This is a genomic window from Pantoea sp. sgz302252, assembly GCF_042610525.1.
Taxonomy (GTDB): Bacteria; Pseudomonadota; Gammaproteobacteria; order Enterobacterales; family Enterobacteriaceae; genus Erwinia.
Genome location: NZ_JBHDVM010000008.1, coordinates 111,906 through 132,310 on the forward strand (window position 1 = coordinate 111,906; position 20,405 = coordinate 132,310).

General features: G+C 54.0%; 14 protein-coding genes. 10 read left to right on the top strand and 4 right to left on the bottom strand.

The annotated features are described in order from the left end of the window. Nucleotides 1–203: 203 nt before the first annotated feature. A complete protein-coding gene (locus ACETPC_RS15730; RefSeq protein ID WP_380182871.1) occupies nucleotides 204–1,748 on the top strand; it encodes a methyl-accepting chemotaxis protein in 1,545 nt (514 codons plus the stop codon). Between the two features lie 234 nt (nucleotides 1,749–1,982). Further along, the gene (locus tag ACETPC_RS15735; protein WP_380182873.1) at nucleotides 1,983–2,756 is read left to right on the top strand and encodes an AraC family transcriptional regulator; all 774 of its coding nucleotides are present in this window, start codon (nucleotides 1,983–1,985) and stop codon (nucleotides 2,754–2,756) included. Here the strand turns inward: ACETPC_RS15735 and leuA are convergent. Beyond that, entirely contained in the window at nucleotides 2,729–4,402 is a 1,674-nt protein-coding gene (leuA, locus tag ACETPC_RS15740) for a 2-isopropylmalate synthase (RefSeq protein ID WP_380182875.1), read from the bottom strand. The genes ACETPC_RS15735 and leuA overlap by 28 nt on opposite strands. 609 nt (nucleotides 4,403–5,011) lie before the next feature. Between leuA and ACETPC_RS15745 the strand changes: the two genes are divergently transcribed. Then, a complete protein-coding gene (locus ACETPC_RS15745) occupies nucleotides 5,012–6,658 on the top strand; it encodes a dihydroxyacetone kinase subunit DhaK (RefSeq protein ID WP_380182877.1) in 1,647 nt (548 codons plus the stop codon). 24 nt (nucleotides 6,659–6,682) lie between these two features. Here the strand turns inward: ACETPC_RS15745 and sbmA are convergent, their stop codons facing one another. Further along, nucleotides 6,683–7,915 carry a peptide antibiotic transporter SbmA gene (sbmA, locus tag ACETPC_RS15750; RefSeq protein WP_380182879.1) on the bottom strand — a complete coding sequence of 411 codons (1,233 nt, stop codon included), beginning with the start codon at nucleotides 7,913–7,915 and terminating at the stop codon, nucleotides 6,683–6,685. A 362-nt stretch (nucleotides 7,916–8,277) separates the two neighbouring features. On the opposite strand from sbmA, the gene ACETPC_RS15755 reads away from it, so the two are divergent. The 5 genes from ACETPC_RS15755 to ACETPC_RS15775 all read left to right on the top strand — a co-directional run bounded on the left by ACETPC_RS15755 (nucleotide 8,278) and on the right by ACETPC_RS15775 (nucleotide 15,930). Beyond that, complete coding sequence (locus tag ACETPC_RS15755; protein WP_380182881.1) at nucleotides 8,278–11,214, top strand: EAL domain-containing protein; 2,937 nt, start codon at nucleotides 8,278–8,280, stop codon at nucleotides 11,212–11,214. 115 nt (nucleotides 11,215–11,329) lie between these two features. After that, nucleotides 11,330–11,737 carry an MchS3 family protein gene (mchS3, locus tag ACETPC_RS15760; RefSeq protein WP_380182883.1) on the top strand — a complete coding sequence of 136 codons (408 nt, stop codon included), beginning with the start codon at nucleotides 11,330–11,332 and terminating at the stop codon, nucleotides 11,735–11,737. 349 nt (nucleotides 11,738–12,086) lie between these two features. Continuing rightward, the gene (locus ACETPC_RS15765; protein WP_380182885.1) at nucleotides 12,087–12,821 is read left to right on the top strand and encodes a gluconate 2-dehydrogenase subunit 3 family protein; all 735 of its coding nucleotides are present in this window, start codon (nucleotides 12,087–12,089) and stop codon (nucleotides 12,819–12,821) included. Beyond that, a complete protein-coding gene (locus ACETPC_RS15770) occupies nucleotides 12,821–14,602 on the top strand; it encodes a GMC family oxidoreductase (protein ID WP_380182887.1) in 1,782 nt (593 codons plus the stop codon). The genes ACETPC_RS15765 and ACETPC_RS15770 overlap by 1 nt, the downstream gene beginning before the upstream one ends. A gap of 11 nt (nucleotides 14,603–14,613) precedes the next feature. Next, entirely contained in the window at nucleotides 14,614–15,930 is a 1,317-nt protein-coding gene (locus tag ACETPC_RS15775; protein ID WP_380183049.1) for a c-type cytochrome, read from the top strand. Nucleotides 15,931–16,288: 358 nt separating this feature from the next. Here the strand turns inward: ACETPC_RS15775 and ACETPC_RS15780 are convergent, their stop codons facing one another. Then, nucleotides 16,289–17,338 (bottom strand): pentapeptide repeat-containing protein, encoded by a 1,050-nt coding sequence (locus ACETPC_RS15780; RefSeq protein WP_380182888.1) that lies wholly within the window; start codon nucleotides 17,336–17,338, stop codon nucleotides 16,289–16,291. Between the two features lie 437 nt (nucleotides 17,339–17,775). On the opposite strand from ACETPC_RS15780, the gene yjdN reads away from it, so the two are divergent. Continuing rightward, on the top strand, nucleotides 17,776–18,216 hold the full coding sequence (yjdN, locus tag ACETPC_RS15785) for a VOC family metalloprotein YjdN (protein ID WP_380182890.1): 441 nt from the start codon (nucleotides 17,776–17,778) through the stop codon (nucleotides 18,214–18,216). On the opposite strand, the gene ACETPC_RS15790 is transcribed toward yjdN, so the two are convergent. Next, nucleotides 18,206–19,114, bottom strand: a complete 909-nt coding sequence (locus ACETPC_RS15790) for a LysR family transcriptional regulator (protein ID WP_380182891.1) — start codon at nucleotides 19,112–19,114, stop codon at nucleotides 18,206–18,208. The two genes, yjdN and ACETPC_RS15790, sit on opposite strands and share 11 nt — an antisense overlap. Before the next feature lie 99 nt (nucleotides 19,115–19,213). Between ACETPC_RS15790 and ACETPC_RS15795 the strand changes: the two genes are divergently transcribed. Next, complete coding sequence (locus tag ACETPC_RS15795) at nucleotides 19,214–20,281, top strand: SDR family oxidoreductase (protein ID WP_380182893.1); 1,068 nt, start codon at nucleotides 19,214–19,216, stop codon at nucleotides 20,279–20,281. Nucleotides 20,282–20,405: the final 124 nt, after the last annotated feature.

Consider the following 20,405-nt stretch of genomic DNA (forward strand, 5'->3'; position numbering starts at 1 on the left):
AATGGCTTACCTTCCGCAAGGTCTTACGCAGCTCTGGAACCGGTTCTTTCCTCGCCAGCTCCTGATACGCCTGATGCCGCTCTTTTCGGCCAACATCGCAACATTTAGCTTTAGAAGCTAAAGTTCGCGCTTTTCGCGCCGAAAATATAACAAAAGATAATTTATCTACTTAAAGTTAATCTCGCCTCAAGGATTTCCCCCTCATGCGTACGAATCTACCCGTAACACAGCAGGAATTTGTGTTTGATGATAACGCCACGCTGATGTCCACCACCGACGCCAGCAGCCATATCACCTATGCGAACGACGCTTTTATCAAAGTCAGCGGCTTTACGCCGGAAGAGATCGACGGGCAACCTCATAACCTGGTGCGTCATCCGGATATGCCGCCGGAAGCCTTTGCCGACATGTGGTCAACGCTAAAACAGGGCGAGCCCTGGAGTGCGCTGGTAAAAAACCGTCGTAAAAATGGCGACCATTACTGGGTTCGTGCCAACGCCATCCCGGTTATTCGCGCAGGACAGGTGCAGGGTTATATGTCCGTGCGCACCAAACCGGCTGCCCAGGAAGTTAAACAGACCGAGCAGCTGTATAAAGAGTTTCGCGAAGGCAAGCGTGCGGGCTGGCGTTTTCATAAAGGGCTGCTGGTGCGTACCGGCATGCTGCGCTGGGCCTCGGCACTGAAAACCATGCCGCTGCGCTGGCGTATTCGCTCCACTCTAATAGCGCTGTGGCCGCTTGCCATAGCGGGCGTCTGGGCGCTGGGCATGCCTGGAGGGTCGCTGGCAATATTCAGCGCCATAATGGCCGTTTTATTGCTGCTGGCATCGGGCTGGCTGGAACAGCAAATTTCTCGTCCGGTTGAGCGTTTATGCAAACAGGCGCTGAGCGTGGCAACCGGTGCCAGCCACCAGGTTGAGCAAATGGATCGTGTGGATGAGATCGGCACTACTTTACGTTCGATCGGGCAATTGGGACTGATGTTCCGCTGGCTGGTAGATGACGTCAGCGGCCAGGCGGTCAACGTGCTGAGCGCCAGCGACGCTATTGCGCGAGGTAACAACGAACTCAGCCGCCGTACAGAGCAGGCTGCGGCCAATGTGCAGCAAACCGCCGCCACCATGAACGAAATGACCGCCACGGTGAAGAGCAATACGGAAACGGCGCAACAGGTAAATTCGCTTTCTGCCAGCACCCGCGATGCCGCAAGCAAAGGCGGCGTAGTGATGAAGGACATGGTTAGCATGATGGCGGAAATCGCCGAAAGTTCGAAGAAGATCGCCAGTATCACCAGCGTTATTGACGGCATCGCCTTCCAGACCAATATTCTGGCGCTAAACGCCGCCGTTGAGGCTGCCCGCGCGGGCGAACAGGGCAAAGGCTTCGCGGTAGTGGCTGGAGAAGTGCGCAGCCTGGCGCAGCGCAGCGCGAAAGCCGCCAGCGAGATTAAAGCGCTGGTTGAGAACAGCGCGCTGAAAGTACAATCCGGCAGCGTTCACGTTAACGATGCGGGTAACACGATGGAAAGCATTGTTTCTCAGGTGCAGAACGTTACCTCACTGATCGCGCAGATTAGCTCGGCTACTGCCGAACAGGCCACAGCGTTGAGCGAAGTGAGCCTGGCGGTAGAAGATCTTGATAACATCACGCATCAGAACGCCGAGCGCGTGGAAGAAAGCGCGCAGGCTTCTGGCCGCATGACTCATCAGGCGACGCGCCTGGTGGAAGCGATTAGCGTATTCCGGTAGATGACAGGGCGGGTTTCAGCAGAAACCCGCGCTTAATTTAATAAGTCGGAGTAAAAAAAGTTAACGGTCCTTTATAGCCTGTCAGGGTGATCCCCGTTAACACTTGCACACGACAATAACCGCCTTCTCAGCTACTTTGCCAAAGTAGCCGAAAACCTCCACGCTTCCTGATTACTCTGTTGCAAAGTCAGTAGTCATGTTAATTTTTCCGGGTGGCCTTTACCGGAAAACTCTATGTCGACCACGTTCATTCCCTGCTTTAACCACCGTCCGCTGGTGCCGCTGGCGCACGACTATCAACACGGTGACAGCGAACCGTTGCACCAGCATGATTGCGCGCAGCTGCTGCACAGCCTGAGCGGCGTGATCCGGGTTTCCACTGACGCAGGCGACTGGGTCGTGCCGCCTGGCCGCGGCGTCTGGCTGCCCGCAGGCGTCCGGCATGCGCTACAGATAACCGGTCAGGTAGCGGCGCGAACCCTGTTTGTCGATCCGCTGGCCCGTGCCGATCTCCCCGCCAGTTGTCAGGTTGTGCAGGTTTCACCGCTGTTGCGCGAACTGATTGTCGCCTCGCTGGCGCTGCCGGAAAGCTATGGGCCTGCCTCACGAACAGAGCGGATCTACGAGCTGATCCTGGATGAAATCCGGGTAATGGACGTCCTGCCTTTCAGCCTGCCGGAACCGGCCAGCCCACCGCTAATGGCGCTTTGCCAGCGTATCCGGACGGAACCAGCGGCCCGCTGGCAGCTGGAAAACAGCGCCGCGCAGCTCAATATCAGCAGCCGCACGCTGGCGCGCCGTTTTTATCAGGAAACCGGAATGCAGTTTAGCGACTGGGTACGGCGGGCCAGGTTAATGGCGGCGCTGACGCGGCTGGCCGCCGGCGATTCGGTGCTGCGTGTATCGCTGGAGATGGGCTATGAAAGCCACAGTGCCTTCAGCGCCATGTTTCGCCGCATCATCGGCGTGTCGCCCAGCGACTACTTCCCGGAAAGAGGCAGCCAGTAAGCTGCGGCGTTCAGCAGCGCCTGTAGCGATGCCCGCGCCACATCGCTGTCGATACCAACGCCCCAACTGCTGCTGCCATCGGGCAGGGTACAACGCAGAAAGGTCGCGGATCGGCTGTCGCTGCGCTGACCAAGGCTATGCTCGTGATAATCCTGAATCGACAATGGCAGGCGGTAAGCCCGGCCCAATGCAGTAGCAGCCGCTGACAGCAGACCGTTGCCTCTGCCTTCCAGCTTCTGCCGTTGGCCGTTTTGCACTATCTCGCCCTGAAACAGCAGCTCGCCGCCTTCGCTTTGCGTAGCGTAATCGTTCAGCCGCAGCCCTGGTGACGTCAGGCCATAGAGTCGACAAAATAGCTGCCAGATAGCCGCCTGGGTCATTTCAAGGCCTTCGCTGTCCGCCTGCTGCTGCACATGCTGGCTGAAATGCTGTTGCAAAGCGCGCGGCAGCTGCAGTCCGTGGTTCTGCTCAATCATCCAGGCGGCGCCGCTTTTTCCCGACTGGCTGTTGACACGGATCACCGCTTCATAGCTACAGCCGATATCGGCCGGATCCAGCGGCAGATAAGGCATCTGCCATTTTCCTGTGGGGTCGCGCTGACGTGCGGCGAAGCCTTTTTTTATGGCATCCTGATGCGAGCCGGAAAAGGCGGTGAACACCAGTTCGCCTGCATAGGGATGCCGCGGATGGACAGGCAATTGATTGCACTGCTGGACTACGTCCACTACCTCTTTAATACGGCTGAAATCAAGTTCGGGCGCGATGCCCTGGCTATAAAGGTTCAGTGCGAGCGTGACCAGATCGACATTGCCGGTGCGTTCGCCGTTGCCGAACAGGCAGCCTTCCACGCGATCCGCGCCAGCCAGCATCGCCAGTTCAGCGCAGGCGATGCCGGTACCACGATCGTTATGCGGATGCACGCTAATGCAGACCTGATTACGCAGCGAAAAGTGACGGCAAAAATATTCTATCTGGTCGGCATAGACGTTTGGGGTATTCACTTCCACCGTCGCTGGCAGATTGATAATCATCGGCCTCGCGGCGCAGGGCTGCCAGACGGCGGCGACGGCTTCGCAGATCTCCAGCGCAAAATCCATCTCGGTAAAGCAGAAAGTTTCCGGCGAATATTGAAATGACCACTGCGTCCCAGGCTGCGCTTCACAGCCCGCTCTGATCTGCCGTGCTGCTTTCACCGCCAGCGCGACTATTTCTTCGCGGCTCTGACGAAACACCAGCTCACGAAATAGCGGCGCGGTAGCGTTATACAAATGCAGCGTGGCCCGTTTGGCACCCTGTAGCGAGGCAAAGGTGCGCTCAATCAACTCTTCTCTGGCCTGCGTCAGTACCTGAATAGTGACGTCATCAGGGATCAGCTGATTATCGATTAGCTCGCGGACAAAATTAAAATCGGTTTGCGACGCGGAAGGAAAAGCCACTTCTATTTCTTTAAAGCCGCACTGCAGCAGCAGTTGCCAGAACGCTTTTTTGCGCGCAGCGTCCATAGGCTCGGCCAGCGCCTGATTACCGTCGCGCAGATCGGTAGAAAGCCAGCGAGGCGCACGGCTCAGTCTCTGTTCCGGCCAGCGCCTGTCGGGCAGAGGCTGTAAAGGGAAGGCAACATATTTATCGGCGGGATTCAGTAACATAGCGGCTCTCCTGTTAAGTGAGCCACCATTCTGCCGGGCTTTTCATCTTTATACTGGCGCAAAACTGACAGCTTCTGGCGGATAAGCGACGACAAAAAAAAGAGCAGGCCTTGCGACCTGCTCTGCGTAACGCCCTGGTGGTGGCGTGGTCTTACCTGTCCTGCTATAGAGGGTAAAATTCGTTTGCGGAAGATTTATAGAAGTTAGGGGTGTTTTTATCGCTTACCGCAGAACGATAACCAAAACTGTATAATAGTCAGCAGGTATACTGCAATCTCAAAACCGAAAGCAACATAAAATTAGGAATAAGGCGAAGTTAAGGAAATTTAAATGCCTTAATTATCATGGCACTAATTTTTTATATTAAGACTTATCTTATGGCGAACTAAAACAGGCCCGACCAGCGAAGCGGCGAAAAAACGGGCTTGCAGGCGACAGTTAAAGATAAAATATACTGTTGTTTTTTCGTCGGCAGCCGCAAAAAATGTGACCGGCAAATAAAAGGATTTTTCTCTTTTGCGGCAGAAAAGCTGGCGTGTAGCGCGACGCGGCCGCAGCAAGAATTCAGCTACAGTTAGTGACTCGGGTTCAGCGAAAAGAGAAAAATTTATGAGTCAGTTCTTTATGCACCAGAAAAACGATCTGGTCAGCGAAGCTCTGCAGGGCGCGCTGGCCGCTACTCCGTATCATAACCTCAGCCTGCTTGATGTCGGCCCCGATATTCGGGTAGTGGTACGCAGCGACTGGGATAAAAAGCAGGTAGCGCTGATTTCCGGCGGCGGCTCCGGCCATGAGCCAGCCCATGTCGGCTTTGTTGGCAAAGGTATGCTTACTGCTGCTGTCTGCGGCGATATTTTCGCCTCGCCGAGCGTTGAGGCGGTACTCAGCGCCATCATCAACGTCACGGGCGAGCAAGGCTGTCTGCTGATCGTCAAAAATTACACGGGCGATCGTCTCAACTTCGGCCTGGCGGCGGAAAAAGCCAAAAAGCTGGGTTTCAACGTCGAGCTGGTGATGGTTAGGGATGATATCGCACTGCCGGATAATCCCCAGCCGCGCGGCATTGCAGGCACTGCGCTGATCCATAAAGTTGCTGGCTATGCTGCGGCCAGCGGCAAATCGCTGGAAGAGGTCGCCGCGGCGGCTAACGAGGCGATAGCCGCTACCGCCAGTCTTGGCCTGGCTTTCAGTAGCTGCCACGTACCGGGTGACAGACGCGACGAACGGGTTAAAGAAGGAGAAAGCGAATTAGGCATGGGCATTCATGGCGAACCGGGGATCACGACGCTGAAAACTCAGGATAGCCGTGAAATTGTCTCACTGATAGCGGAGAAGCTGGCTGAACATAACCCGGAAAACAAAAAGACCGCGCTGCTGATCAATAATCTGGGCGGCTTTTCCGAACTGGAAATGGCGGTTCTGGCCCACGAAGTGCTGCGCTCGCCGCTGGGGAAAAACGTGGCTTTGCTGATCGGCCCGGCAACGCTGGTCAGCGCGCTGGATATGAAAGGTTTTTCGCTTTCCACGCTGCTGCTCACCGACGAGCTGGCGGAAGCATTACAGGCACCAGTGGAGACCAGCGGCTGGCAACCGGCGTTTAAACCCGCTACGCCGCAAACCATTAAAGGGGAAAAAGCCGCCCGCCAGCAAAGCTTTGCCCCTTCTGACAATGCGCAGACGGCTGCCGTTGTGGCGGGGATCTGCCACACGCTAACGGAACTGGAAAAGGAACTTAATCAGCTGGATGCAAAAGTCGGTGATGGCGATACCGGTTCCACCTTTGCCGCTGGCGCAACAAAAATTCTTCAGCAGCTTGAGGCGAAAAAGCTGCCGCTGAACGAGCCGGAAAGCCTGCTGACCCTGGTTGGCGAAGAGCTGGCGATAGCGATGGGTGGTTCCAGCGGCGTGCTGATGTCGATTATGTTTACCGCCGCTGGTCAGAAGCTGGAAGCGGGCGAAGAGCTGGCACAGGCGCTGAGCTACGGGCTGGAACGCATGCAGCATTATGGCGGTGCGCGGCCAGGCCATCGCACTATGATCGACGCGCTCGAGCCTGCTTTCGCCGTGCTGGTGGCGGGCAAAGGACTTAAGGCGGCGGCGCAGGCGGCCAAAGAAGGCGCGGAGAAAACGGCGCAAATGAGCAAAGCGCAGGCAGGCCGTTCTTCCTACCTGAATCAGGAGAGCCTTAACGGCGTGAAGGATCCTGGCGCTTATGCGGTTGAGCAGGTCTTTGCCGCGCTGGCCGGGCAGCCGTAGCCCGAACCAGCTTTCGCGTTTCCGCTAGCCGGCGGAAACGCGGTCTGTTTCTTCCGTAGGCATTTCCCTGTCCAGCACCTGTTCAAACAGCCGCAAACGCTTGTAGATCGAGAGCAGTTCAACCAGCGTGCTCCACGAATAGACCAGATACTGAAAAGCGCCACGCACCTGTTCAAAGACATTATTGATCTGCTGCAGCAGTCCAAAAGTAATGGCGGCGGTCACTATGGAAGGAAACAGCACCACCAGGCCGAAAACATTGTCGAGCTGCAGATAAAGCGAACGGGCTATATTGAAATAGAGATAGTGAAAGTAAAGGCGAAAATAATTTTTACGTATCAGCCCAAACAGGTTCTGCACCGTAGGCGGGCTGGCACGTGCAGGATCGTCCTCGCCGTAGACCAGCTCCTTTCTGTAGGCCGCTTCCACCCGCTGATTACGAAACGAAAGGCCCGGCAGTTTGATGCCGACCGCCGCCAGCAGGCCGGTGCCCAGCAGCGACCAGAGCACGACGGCAATCACCAGCGCATAGGGCAAATTACCCAGCAGCGGCACATCTTTAACATGCACCGACAGCCCAACCAATACCGGCAGAAAGGCGATTAACGTCATTACGGCATTGATCAGGCTAACGCCCATATCCTCCAGCGTGGAGGCAAAACGCATAGTATCTTCCTGTACGCGCTGCGCGGCGCCTTCGATCCCGCGCAGCCGCGACCAGTGCATCATGTAGTAGTCATTCATCGCCGTGCGCCAGCGAAAAATATAGTGGCTGATAAAAAACAGATTCAGCACATCCACGAATACAGAAATCAGCGCGATACTGAGAAAGCCAAAAAGCTGCTGATAAAGCGTGGCGATCTGCACCGAATTGGGATGGGTCAGTGCGCTCTGAATCAGATCGTAAAAGGGTTCGTACCAGGCGTTGACGGCCACATTCATCTGCACGGAAAACCAGGTGACAAAAATAATCAATGCCGAACCGGCTACCGACCAGCGCTGCCAGGGATGCGGGCTGAACCAGCGCCAGAACCCGGCAAACAGCGCAAAAGCGGTAAAATAGTAGAGATAAAAAGCGATTTCCGAAGGCGCGATAAAGCGCAGCGCGTTATTGGGCAGCGGCCCGGCATGGGCAAACGGTGCAAAGTGAAACAGCCAACTTTTACCGCCTGCGAACCAGACCAGAACAGTAAAGGCGCACCAGGCGGCGGCGCTGCTGAAAAACAGCGCGGGCCGGGGAAAAAAGGATTTAAACATAGCGACTCCAGAACGATTACCCCTCCATATAACGCCATTAGTTGTTACCGGTCTTATGTCCTTTGTATCCGCCGGTGTCAGTTTGCCCATTTTGGTAATAATTCGGATTTTATTGCTTATCAGCCCTGTTTTTTTAAGCTGAAATCTGTTTTATCTCTCTGAGCGGCAAAGAGAAAAATAAATGCTGAATATTATTTAAACGAAGCCGATAACTATAAAGCACATTCAGGCACCGGGGCCTGATTCAGCAAGGTTTACAGGGAACAGCGGCGCACGATCTTCTCAGAAAAGGCAGCTTGCCCCTACGGATCTCACGGCAGGCCAGGCCTTCTTCGGGGCGGCGTTCCCCAGGCGGAAAGAGAATGAATAAAAACAATGATGTAATGTACCGTCTGCTGGTGCAGAGCGTGGTCGGCTACGCTATTTATATGCTGGAGCCTGACGGCACCGTGGCTAACTGGAATGCGGGCGCGGAGCGGGCGAAAGGCTATCTGCCGGAAGAAATTATCGGCAAGAATTTTGACTGTTTCTACAGCATGGAAGACAGGGAAAAAGGGCTGCCGCAGCGCGGTCTGGCTATCGCCCGGGAAAAGGGCCGCTTTGAAACCGAAGGCTGGCGCTACCGCAAAGACGGCAGCGCTTTCTGGGCGCATGTGGTGATAGACGCCATTTACGACGACGAGGGCAAAGCGATCGGCTTTGCTAAAATCACCCGAGACTGTACCGAACAGCAGGCACAGCTCGCGGAGCAGCGGGCCCAGGAACAGAAATTCCGCCTGCTGGTGGAAGGCGTGGTGGATTATGCCATCTATATGCTCGACCCGGACGGCTACGTTGTAAACTGGAACGAAGGCGCAAGGCGTTCCAAAGGCTACAATGCCGATGAAATCGTCGGCAAACACTTCTCCTGCTTCTACAGCACTCAGGACCGGCTGGCTAAGCTTCCGGAAACCAATCTGAAAACCGCCTATCGCACCGGCAGGTTCGAAGAACAGGGCTGGCGCTACCGCAAAGATGGCACTTCTTTCTGGGCACACGTAGTGATCGATGCCGTTCACGACGACGACGGCAAGCTGATTGGCTACGCCAAAATTACCCGCGACTGTACGGAACAGCAGCGTACGCTGCGCGAACAGCGTGAAAGAGAGCAGGTATTTCGTTTGCTGGTGGAAGGTGTCACCGACTATGCCATCTATATGCTCGATCCCAAGGGGCATGTAGTGAACTGGAACGCCGGCGCGCACCGCGCTAAAGGCTATACAGCTGACGAGATTATTGGTAAGCACTTCTCCTGCTTTTACAGCGCGCAGGATCGGTTCGCCTGCCTGCCCGATAAAAACCTGTCGATCGCGCAAAGCGTTGGTCGCTTCGAAGACCAGGGCTGGCGCTATCGTAAAGACGGCAGCGCGTTCTGGGCGCACGTGGTGATAGAGGCTATCCATACGGATGAAGGCAAGCTGCTTGGCTTTGCCAAAATCACCCGCGACTGCACCGAAGTACGCGAGTACGAACAACAGATCCTGCGAGCGAAAGATCTGGCGGAGCAAAACAGCAACAGAATGGCTTCGCTGTCGAAATTTCTCGACACCATTATCGCCAATATCCCTTCCTGCGTGATGGTGGAAGATGTCATCTCGCGTGAGGTGCTGCTGCTGAACAGCAAGGCGGAACAGCTGCTGGGCGTAAAAATGAAGGAAGTCAGCGGCAAAAGGCTGGCCGACTTTATGCCTTCGGAACTGAGTAGCTACTTCGCCCAGTTAGCAACCGCAGCACAGCGCAACGAAGGCGTGCATAAGAACGAGCAGCTATTGCGTACGCAGGGGGGCGAGCGGATCATCAGCGCCTCTGCCTCAATCATCAACGGCAACGAGGCACACAATAGCTACGTGCTGCTGATCGCCAATGATGTTACCGATCAGCGCGCGGCAGATGCCCGCATTCACCATATGGCGCATCATGACAACCTGACCAGCCTGCCGAACCGCGTGCTGTTCAGCCAGCGGCTGAATGAGGCGCTGCGTACCGATTTTGATACCGGTAAAAAAACAGCAGCGCTTTGCCTGGATCTGGATAATTTCAAAAACGTGAATGACGCGCTGGGTCATCAGGTTGGCGACGATCTGCTGCGTGCTGTCGCCAGCCGCCTGCGTAGCGTCCTGCGCGATCAGGACACGCTGGCACGCAACGGTGGCGATGAGTTTTCCGTAGTGCTGCCCGGCCTGTCGCAAATGGAAGAGGCCGAAGCTGTAGCGCGTCGCCTGATTGATGTTATCCGGCCGACTTTCAACGTGGACGGGCATAATCTTTCGGTGGGGTTGAGCATTGGCATTTCTGTCGCCGCAGGCGGCCTGACCACGCCAGACGAACTGCTGCGCTGTGCCGATATGGCGCTGTACGAGGCCAAGCGCAACGGGCGTAACCGCTTTGAGCACTTCTCTGACGAAATGGGAGAAGCCGCCAGCAAGCGCCGCATGATCGAAACCGATCTGCGCGAGGCGATGACCCACCGGCACCTGAAGCTCTACTATCAGCCAATTACCGACGGCGAAGGCCAGCAGATCATCAGCTATGAGGCGCTGATGCGCTGGCATCATCCGAAGCAGGGGCTGATCATGCCGCTGGACTTTATCCCGGTGGCGGAAGAGACCGGGCTGATTCACTCGCTGGGCGCGTTTGCCCTGCACGAAGCCTGTCGCGAAGCGATAAAATGGCCGGATCACCAGAGCGTGGCGGTCAACCTTTCGCCACTGCAATTCAAAAACAGCTCGCTGGTCTCGGTAGTGGAAGCGGCGCTGAAGGAATCCGGCCTGGCACCGCACCGGCTGGAGGTGGAAATTACCGAGTCTGTGCTGCTGGACAACACAAGAGCCAATATCCGCATTCTGCAAAAGCTGAAAAAGCTGGGCGTGCGTATCGCGCTGGATGACTTCGGCACTGGCTATTCGTCGCTCAGCTATCTGCGATCTTTCCCTTTCGACAAGATAAAAATCGACAAATCCTTCATCAACGATATGAAAGAAAGCCGTGAAGCGCTGGCGATTATCCGCGCCATCACAGGTATGAGCCGCAGTCTGGATATCCAGATCACCGCGGAAGGCGTGGAAAGCAGCGAGCAGTTCGAACAGCTGAAAATAGAAGGCTGTACGTTGTTCCAGGGCTACTATTTTGGCCGCCCGCAGCCTTCGGAGACGCGGCTCAAGCTGTTTAATGTCGAGGAAAAAGTTGGCGGGAAGGTTCGGTCAGGAACGGGTTTTACTGCGGTCGAATCTTTGCCTGCCACCAGCGAGGTGAAAAAATAGTTTGCCTGAGGCGGGCAGAGAAATCCGCTCGGCCTCAGGCAATAAATTTTTGAGCTACTTAACATTTTAGTCATGCCAGCTTCGTAGAATAGAGCATTTAACAAGGACAAACCGGATGTTCTTCTTACCTGAGCTGGCAGCAGTCGCTGCATTCTTTCTTTTCTTTAACGCTCCGGCCCATGATAACGAGGCGGATCTTAGCAGGCTGAAAAAAATAAGCTGGTTTTCTGTCGGCATGAATGGCTTCGTCGGGCAGCAAAGCGAGGGCGAAAGACTCTACAGAGCAATAGCGGCAAAAAACACGGGTAAAGCGGCTTTTATCTCACTGGCCAGCAGCAAAGATGCCACACCAGAAGCAAAGCTTTATGCAGCCTGTGGCCTGCACGCTCTGGCTTTTAACGGTATGGACGAGCTGTTTTCGCAAGATAAAAATCAGGAAGTTACCTTGTTACAGGGTGATATATTAAGCCGCACAAAGTTTAATCTTATTTATAGCAGGATAAAACAATCCGGCTGCGAGTAACCCGCCTCCCTGATTGTTATTAAGCACTGTCACCCGGCGCTGCTATGCCGCTATTTAGCCTGGGCTGTGTAACCTGTTCCGGGCTTCAACCTTCTTCTCAAACATCGGCACTTCCGCACGGCATTTTTGCTCCGGGTATCTTCTTTCCTTTTTGTTAATGAAATTGTGCGATTTTGTTTCTTTACGCTAATTTTTTGCGGCAATACCTGTTAAAATTCAGTAATTGTTACCGGTAACATTGATACAGATCACGATGACGTCCGATTTTTTATAAAAAAACAGGTCACCTGATCGCCAGCCGCAAATACTTATTCGCCGAAAAACCAGGCAATTTTGATAAGGCAATGTCATGTCGAAAGAGAAGATCGGAAGCTCCCGCAGGGACTTTCTGCTAAGAACCATTACGCTTGCGCCCGCCGTGGCGATTGGCAGCACTGGCCTGGGCGCATTAACCGCGCCAGCGCCTGCCGCAGCAGCACCGGAACCCGCCGGCCCGCAAACAGCCCGCGATTACCAGCCAACCTGGTTTACTCCGGAAGAGTATGCTTTTGTTAAAGCTGCGGTAGCGCGGCTGATCCCCGCGGATGAACGCGGCCCCGGCGCGCTCGAAGCGGGCGTGCCTGAGTATATTGACCGCCAGATGAACACGCCTTACGCCACCGGTTCCAACTGGTATATGCAAGGGCCTTTCCATCCCGATGCCGACAAAGAGCTGGGCTATCAGTATCCGCTGATCCCGCGCGATATCTATCGTCTGGGCCTGGCCGATGCGGACGCTTTCGCCAAAGCGCAGTATGGCAAAGTCTTTGCGGAGCTTAGCCATGACCAACAGGAGGCGCTGCTACAGGCTTTCGAAGCGGGCAAGGCGGACTTTAAGCAGGTGCCGTCGAAGATTTTCTTCTCTTTTCTGCTGCAAAACACCCGCGAAGGATTCTTTAGCGACCCTATTCACGGCGGCAATCAAAACATGGTCGGCTGGCAGCTGATCGGTTTTCCGGGCGCGCGCGCCGATTTTATGGACTGGGTTGAGCGCGGTGAGCGCTATCCGTTCCCGCCGGTATCGATTCGTGGGGAAAGAGCGTAATGGCAAACCAAATGAAAAAAGTAGACGCGGTGATCGTCGGCTTCGGCTGGGCAGGATCGATCATGGCGAAAGAGCTAACCGAAGCGGGTCTGAACGTAGTTGCACTGGAGCGCGGCCCGCATCGCGATACTTATCCTGACGGTGCCTACCCGCAGGTAATCGACGAGCTGACCTATAACATCCGTAAAAAGCTGTTCCAGGATCTCTCCAAAAGCACCGTGACCATTCGGCACAATTCGGCGCAGACCGCGCAGCCTTATCGCCAGCTTGCGGCGTTTTTGCCAGGCACAGGTACCGGCGGCGCGGGTCTGCACTGGTCTGGCGTGCATTTCCGCGTCGATCCCATTGAACTGCGGATGCGCAGCCACTATGAAGAGCGTTACGGCAAAAAGTTTATTCCTGAAGGCATGACCATTCAGGACTTCGGCGTTACCTATAACGAGCTGGAGCCGTTCTTCGACAAGGCGGAAAAAGTGTTCGGTACCTCAGGTTCCGAATGGAGCGTCAAAGGCAAAGTGATCGGCCAGGGCAAAGGCAATCCGTTCGCGCCGGATCGCTCCGACAAATTCCCGCTTCCGGCACAAAAGCGGACTTTCTCCGCGCAGATGTTCGCGCAGGCTGCGGAAGCCGTAGGCTACCATCCTTACGATCTGCCTTCCGCTAACACCTCCGGGCCTTATACCAATACCTACGGTGCGCAGATGGGGCCGTGCAACTTCTGCGGCTACTGCAGTGGCTACGCCTGCTATATGTATTCCAAAGCTTCACCGAACGTGAACGTGTTGCCTGCGCTGCGACAGGAAGCGAAGTTCGAGCTGCGCGAAAACGCTAACGTACTGCGCGTGAATCTTACCGATGATAAAAAGCGCGCTACCGGTGTTACCTATGTTGACGCGCTGGGCCGCCAGATCGAACAGCCTGCGGATCTGGTGATCCTTTCTGCTTTCCAGTTCCATAACGTGCACCTGATGCTGCTGTCCGGTATCGGTAAGCCTTACGATCCCGTTACTAACGAAGGTGTCGTTGGTCGCAACTTCGCTTATCAGAACATCTCCACCATCAAGGCTTTCTTCGATAAAGACGTATTTACCAATAACTTTATCGGTGCGGGCGGCGCAGGCGTGGGCGTGGATGATTTCAATGCCGATAACTTCGATCATGGCAAGTACGGCTTTGTCGGCGGTTCGCCGTTCTGGGTCAACCAGGCGGGCGTGAAGCCGATTTCTGGCTTACCGACGCCTCCGGGCACGCCGAACTGGGGCAGCAAGTGGAAAGCGTCGGTCGCCGATCACTATACGCATCACGTCTCTATGGATGCTCACGGCGCGCACCAGTCCTATCGCAACAACTATCTGGATCTGGATCCGAACTACAAGGATGCTTTCGGCCAGCCGCTGCTGCGTATGACCTTCGACTGGCAGGAAAACGACATCAAAATGTCGCAGTTTATGCATAGTCGCATGCACAAAATTGCCGAGGCGATGAATCCGAAGCTGATTAGCGGCTCACCGAAAATGCCAGGCACGCATTTCGACACCACCGTTTATCAGACTACGCATATGAACGGCGGCGCGATCATGGGTGAAGATCCGAAAACCAGCGCCATCAACCGCTATCTCCAGAGCTGGGACGTTCATAACGTATTTGTGCCGGGCGCTTCCGCTTTCCCACAGGGGCTGGGCTACAACCCAACCGGCATGGTGGCGGCGCTGACCTACTGGTCGGCTAAAGCGATTCGTGAACAGTACCTGAAAAACCCGGGTCCGTTGGTGCAGGCGTAAGGATGACCATGATGAAAATGCTGATCCCGGCTCTGCTGCTGGGCATGACTACTTTTGCCGCGATGGCGGCGGACGACAACGGTGCCGACCTGATCAAGCGCGGTGAATATCTGGCGCGCGCGGGCGACTGTGTGGCCTGCCACACCAAAATGGGTGGAGAATCTTTTGCTGGCGGTCTGTCGATGGCGACGCCAATCGGTAATATTTACTCCACCAATATCACGCCGGACAAAAAAACCGGCATCGGCGACTACAGCTATGACGACTTCGAGAAAGCGGTACGTCATGGCGTGGCGAAAAACGGCGACACGCTCTATCCCGCAATGCCTTATCCTTCTTACGCGGTAGTCAGCGATGAGGATATGCACGCGCTTTATGCTTACTTTATGCATGGCGTAAAACCGGTTGAAGCAGCCAATCACGAAAGCGATATCCCGTGGCCGCTATCAATGCGCTGGCCGCTGTCGATCTGGCGCGGCCTGTTTGCGCCGGACGTAAAGGCCTTCCAGCCGATTAAAGGCCAGGATGCGACGCTGGCTCGCGGCCAGTATCTGGTGGAAGGGCTGGGCCACTGCGGCGCCTGCCATACGCCACGCAGCTTCACCATGCAGGAAAAAGCGCTGAATGACAGCGAGGGCAGCGACTATCTTTCCGGCAGCAGCTCGCCGATCGACGGCTTCACGGCAAATAACCTGCGCGGCGATAACCGTGACGGTCTGGGCCGCTGGAGCGAAGAGGATCTGACGCAGTTCCTGCGCTTTGGCCGCAACGATCATACCGCAGCATTCGGCGGCATGACCGAAGTGGTGCAGCACAGCCTGCAACACCTGAGCGACGAAGATATCATCGCTATCGCGCGCTATCTGAAATCGCTGGGCGCGAAAGATCTGAACCAGGTCGGCTTTACGCCAGACGACAAAGTAGCGAAAGCGCTGTGGAAAGGCGATGACAGCAAGCCGGGCGCAGCGCTTTACGTCGATAGCTGCGCCGCCTGCCACAAAACGGACGGCAGCGGCTATAAGCGTTTCTTCCCGCAGCTCAGCGGCAACCCGGTGGTGCTGGCAGAAGATCCAACCTCGCTTATCCACATTGTGATTAGCGGCGCGACGCTGCCGGGCGTGAAGGATGCGCCTTCGGCCATCACCATGCCGGCTTTCGGCTGGCGGCTGAACGACCAGCAGGTTGCCGACGTGGTGAACTTTATCCGCACCAGCTGGGGCAACACGGCTAAAGAACAGGTCAGCGCCAGCGATGTGGCGAAAGTGCGTAAAAACGATGCTGAACAGCAGGGCAGCGCGGATATCGAAAAACTGACTGAAGTGAAATAACCCCTATATGCGCAGGTGCGGCTGCAGGCAGAGCAGCTCGCGCCTGCGTTCTTTCGTTAATTTCAGGACAAGTGATGCCCAAAGCTTATCCGAATCTGGTTGTCTTAAAACAGTTATTTAAAAAGGCGAAGCATTGTTGGCTCATTCTCTGGTTTCATCTAATCCCATGAGTAGCGTTTCCCGGGGAGCTGTAACCGCTATTTCAGGATATTTTATTCAAAGGTGATAACGACCTGTAGCCTTGACGACAATAACCAGTCGATAAAAGGTAATTATCCTTAAATATTGTTAATACAGTTTTTCCCTATTGAGCCAACGACGCCAATTCCTGACAGGTTAATTTCTGTTATACAAATTTTTATAAATCATAATCGGAATCATAATTGGAATCATAATCATAATCGGAATCAGAATCAGAATCGCACCCCCACCCACATTCCTCAAACACTGTCTTATTTATAGAAACATTTTCAATATTCTCAATATCAATCGAGCATCGGAATAATTTACTGTTGTCAAAGTTTGATCCTGTTAAATCAGCATTATCAAAGTTAATATGCGCCAAAGTCATATTTGATAAGTTTGAATATTGGCAGTTAATTAGACTTTTTGCCAGCCCCATGCACTCTTTATGTTCTGCTGCCGTAGAAAACCCCTGTTTTAGCCAAGCGCGTATAAATGAATCACTTTTTAACGTTGTGATTGCCCGTTCTGTTGATTCCCTCATTTCTTTTCGTTGTTCGGGGCAATTAATAAAAATCCCTGAGTTAACTCTTGTTAAATCCATCCACTCTTTAACTTCGGCTTCTTCCATATGTTCAAGGTCAATACCTTCACTAATTAGTTCATCAAAAACATTATAATGACGAACGATTAACCGCTCTTTAAGAATTCCTGCATCAGCCAGCATACTTGTAGTCCGATATTTTTCATCAGTACTAATCAGTTTTAAAAAAGCAATTTTTTGTTTATCATCCAGATTCCTGACTGCTTGCCGCGCGTCAGAATCGTTAATTAAACATTTAAAATATTTCTCTTTTATCGTTTTGTTGACTTGTGCTGCTGCAAAACTATTAATTCCTTCTCTTCCTTTATCTAGCCTGGTGCATTCAGAATTGTGAATATAATTATTTATGTCTTTAGAGGTAAGAAGTAAATTTTTTATATCTTCAGGTGAGAGACGTTGTGTTCTGTATGTATGCGTTAGTATATCTATTCCAGCCCCGAAATTGCTTTGTTCTTTTACTTTTGCTGTCTGACAGGCTTGCTGTTGTTTGGGCGATAAGCTGGCCGTCGGGCAGTTAGTGACCAAAGTAAGATGACTAAGCCTGGAGGTAGAAGGCTGCTGGTTTGATTCGGGTAATTTTTCATATTTATTAATGATGTGGCTGTATTCTGTGACTTTCATGATTTACTATTCCTGGTGTAGATGATTTTTTTCTTGTAAAATATAATTAAATAAAGATGCGTACTATATGGCCTGAATATTAATGACTCATTCCATGCCCGGTCCGTACTATAAAAGTTTCTGGTTGGCGACAAATATAATGTCTTGTCATGTAAGTTTGGTATTATATCTGTTGTCGTGGCAAACAATATAAAAAAACAACTATCTTATCTTAAGTTCAGCCAGACAGACTATCCGTTCCTGATGCCACAACAGTTAAATTCCAATTAAAATTGGCACTACTCCCCCGTTTGCGACGGCAGCGGTTTGTAGGCAGAAAAAAACCAGCACTGTTAAAAGTATCCAGAATTCACCAATAAATCAGCAAGCTTCCGCTTCCTGGCTACACTTTCTCTGAGGTTCAAATCCAGACACCCAACCAGAACAAGGGAGACGTAATGCAACTTTCACCCTATTTGTACTTTGCGGGCAACTGTGAAGAGGCTATCGCTTTTTACCTGCAGGCCACCGGCGGCCAGCTGACCTATAAAATAACCTGGGGCGAAGTACCGGCTGAGAAAAAACAGCAGCCGCAGAAACAGAACAGCCCAAGCGCGGAGCAGCCTGGCGACGATAAAATCATGCATGCCTTGCTGCACGTCGGCGATGGCGAACTGCAGCTATGCGACAGCGTGGAAGCAGTTAACTACACCGGTTTTGCGGTCAGCCTGTCGAGCAACGATCCTGCCGAAGGCAAACGCTGGTTCGATAATCTGTCGCAGGGCGGTAAAGTGACGCTGGAATGGGAAGAAACCTTCTGGGCTGCCGGCTTCGGCACGCTAATCGATAAATTCGGCGTGCCATGGCGCATTAACGTTAACAAGCCTTCTACTGACTGATTTCCAGCCGATCCAGCGCGGCGAGCAGCGCGTCAACCTTTGGCAGCAGCTGCTTTCTGCGCGGCCAGACAATAAACAGCGGCAGGCCTTCTATCGCCAGCTCTGGCAGGATCGGCACCAGCGCGCCGCTGGCTAACTCTTTTTCCAGCAGCCAGGTCGCCATTTGCGCCACGCCCAGCCCGGCCGTGACGGCGGCGACCTGGGCTTCACCATCGCCCAGCGCCATTCTGTAAGGCATGGTTCGGGTTATCGTGCGCCCATCCGGCGAGCCGATATGCCACGGGCTGGTGCTGCCATCGACGCGATCGTAAACAATAGCCCGTCTCCCGGTCAGCGCCTGGAAAGAATCCGGCATGCCGTGCTGCGCCAGGTAGTCCGGCGAAGCGCAGAAAATCAGCCGCTCATTACCTAAAAAGCGATAGCCCAACGAAGGTGGAAAATCGATTGAGCCGCCAATGCGCACTGCGATATCCATGCCTTCCTCAAACAGATCGACAAAGCGATCGGAGAAGGAAAGGCTGATTTGCATCTCAGGATTCTGCCGACAAAACTCATTGATTAAAGGCATAACCCGCATACGACCAAAGGTATTGGGTACAGCAATCCGCAGCCGTCCAACGGGGCTTGCACGCTGGGCTGCTAATACGGATTCCGCCTCCGTTAGTTCGCTCAGTACTCGCGTGCAGGTTTCATAAAAGGCCTGACCGGCATCCGTTAGCGTCAGCCTGCGCGTAGTGCGTTCAAACAGCCGCGAACCGAGCCGCGCTTCCAGTCGCCCCACGCTTTTACTGACGGCCGAGCTGGTCAAATGCAGCGAGCCAGCGGCCGCCGTAAAACTGCCGTGTTCTACGCTGGCAACAAAAGGTGTGATGTCCTTAAGGCGATCCTGATTGGCCATGATTTGTGCCTTATATTCACTAATAGTGTGAATTTTTACCTGAAATAAGCTTTTAATTCTCTATTAAGCTTACTGATATCGCAATCAGGAGGAGAAAATATGCAACAACGCGCACTTATTGTTGGCGTCAGCGGCGTAATCGGTACCGCGCTGGCAGAACAGCTCACTGGCGATGGCTGGCAGGTTTACGGTCTTTCGCGTGGGCGCACAGCCATTCCGGCAGGCTGCACCTCGCTAACTGCCGACCTGACGGATGCGGAATCCGTTAAAAAAGCGCTGGCGGACGTCAAAGTGGATAAAGTCTTTTTCAGCGTCTGGGCGCGCCAGGCTAACGAAAAAGAGAATATCCGCGTAAACGGCGCGATGGTGCGTAACGTAATCGAAGCGCTGGGCGATGGGTTGAAAGGCGGCCACGTAGCCCTGGTAACCGGCCTCAAACATTATCTTGGCCCGTTTGATGCCTACGGCAAAGGCGCAGTGCCAACAACGCCATTCCGTGAAGAGCAGGGTCGCCAGCCGGTCGATAACTTCTACTACGCGCAGGAAGATGAAGTGTTCGCAGGTGCAGAAAAATATGGCTTCACCTGGAGCGTACACCGTCCGCACACCATTATCGGCTTCGCGCTGGGCAACGCGATGAACATGGGCCAGACGCTGGCCGTTTACGCCAGCCTTTGCAAACAGACTGGCCAGCCGTTTGTTTTCCCTGGCTCAAAAACGCAGTGGGAAGGCGTCACCGACATGACCAGCGCAAGCGTGCTGGCGCAGCAGCTGGAATGGGCCGCTACCACGCCTTCAGCGCAGAACGAAGATTACAACGTGGTTAACGGCGATGTGTTCCGCTGGCAGTGGATGTGGAGCCAGATCGCCGACTATTTCGGCATCGAAGCCGCGCCTTATCCCGATGAGATGCAGCCGCTGGAAGGGCGCATGGACGCAGCGGCAGAGCAGTGGAAAAACATCGCGCAGCAGTTCGATCTGAAAGAGGCGGACATTGGCAGGCTGGTTTCCTGGTGGCATACCGATGCCGATCTGGGGCGCCCGATGGAGGTGATTACCGACGTCAGCAAAAGCCGCAAGGCGGGCTTTACCGGCTATCAGTCGACGCGAGACGCCTTCTTTGCGCTGTTCGATAAGCTAAAAGCGGAAAAACTAATCCCGGGCTGACAGGCATGGTCGGTTTAGTAAAATCAGCTTAATTAAAAAGCCTCCCTTTGAACAGGTACAAGTCGGAGCGGGGGCCGAATTAATTTCAGGCAAAGAGGCCGGTAAATTCGGTTCTGTTTTAAAT

Coding starts and splice junctions, on each gene's coding strand:
- ACETPC_RS15730 (WP_380182871.1), top strand. CDS start 204: ATGCGTACGAATCTACCCGTAACACAGCAGGAATTTGTGTTTGATGAT.
- ACETPC_RS15735 (WP_380182873.1), top strand. CDS start 1,983: ATGTCGACCACGTTCATTCCCTGCTTTAACCACCGTCCGCTGGTGCCG.
- leuA (WP_380182875.1), bottom strand. CDS start 4,402: ATGTTACTGAATCCCGCCGATAAATATGTTGCCTTCCCTTTACAGCCT.
- ACETPC_RS15745 (WP_380182877.1), top strand. CDS start 5,012: ATGAGTCAGTTCTTTATGCACCAGAAAAACGATCTGGTCAGCGAAGCT.
- sbmA (WP_380182879.1), bottom strand. CDS start 7,915: ATGTTTAAATCCTTTTTTCCCCGGCCCGCGCTGTTTTTCAGCAGCGCC.
- ACETPC_RS15755 (WP_380182881.1), top strand. CDS start 8,278: ATGAATAAAAACAATGATGTAATGTACCGTCTGCTGGTGCAGAGCGTG.
- mchS3 (WP_380182883.1), top strand. CDS start 11,330: ATGTTCTTCTTACCTGAGCTGGCAGCAGTCGCTGCATTCTTTCTTTTC.
- ACETPC_RS15765 (WP_380182885.1), top strand. CDS start 12,087: ATGTCGAAAGAGAAGATCGGAAGCTCCCGCAGGGACTTTCTGCTAAGA.
- ACETPC_RS15770 (WP_380182887.1), top strand. CDS start 12,821: ATGGCAAACCAAATGAAAAAAGTAGACGCGGTGATCGTCGGCTTCGGC.
- ACETPC_RS15775 (WP_380183049.1), top strand. CDS start 14,614: ATGAAAATGCTGATCCCGGCTCTGCTGCTGGGCATGACTACTTTTGCC.
- ACETPC_RS15780 (WP_380182888.1), bottom strand. CDS start 17,338: ATGAAAGTCACAGAATACAGCCACATCATTAATAAATATGAAAAATTA.
- yjdN (WP_380182890.1), top strand. CDS start 17,776: ATGCAACTTTCACCCTATTTGTACTTTGCGGGCAACTGTGAAGAGGCT.
- ACETPC_RS15790 (WP_380182891.1), bottom strand. CDS start 19,114: ATGGCCAATCAGGATCGCCTTAAGGACATCACACCTTTTGTTGCCAGC.
- ACETPC_RS15795 (WP_380182893.1), top strand. CDS start 19,214: ATGCAACAACGCGCACTTATTGTTGGCGTCAGCGGCGTAATCGGTACC.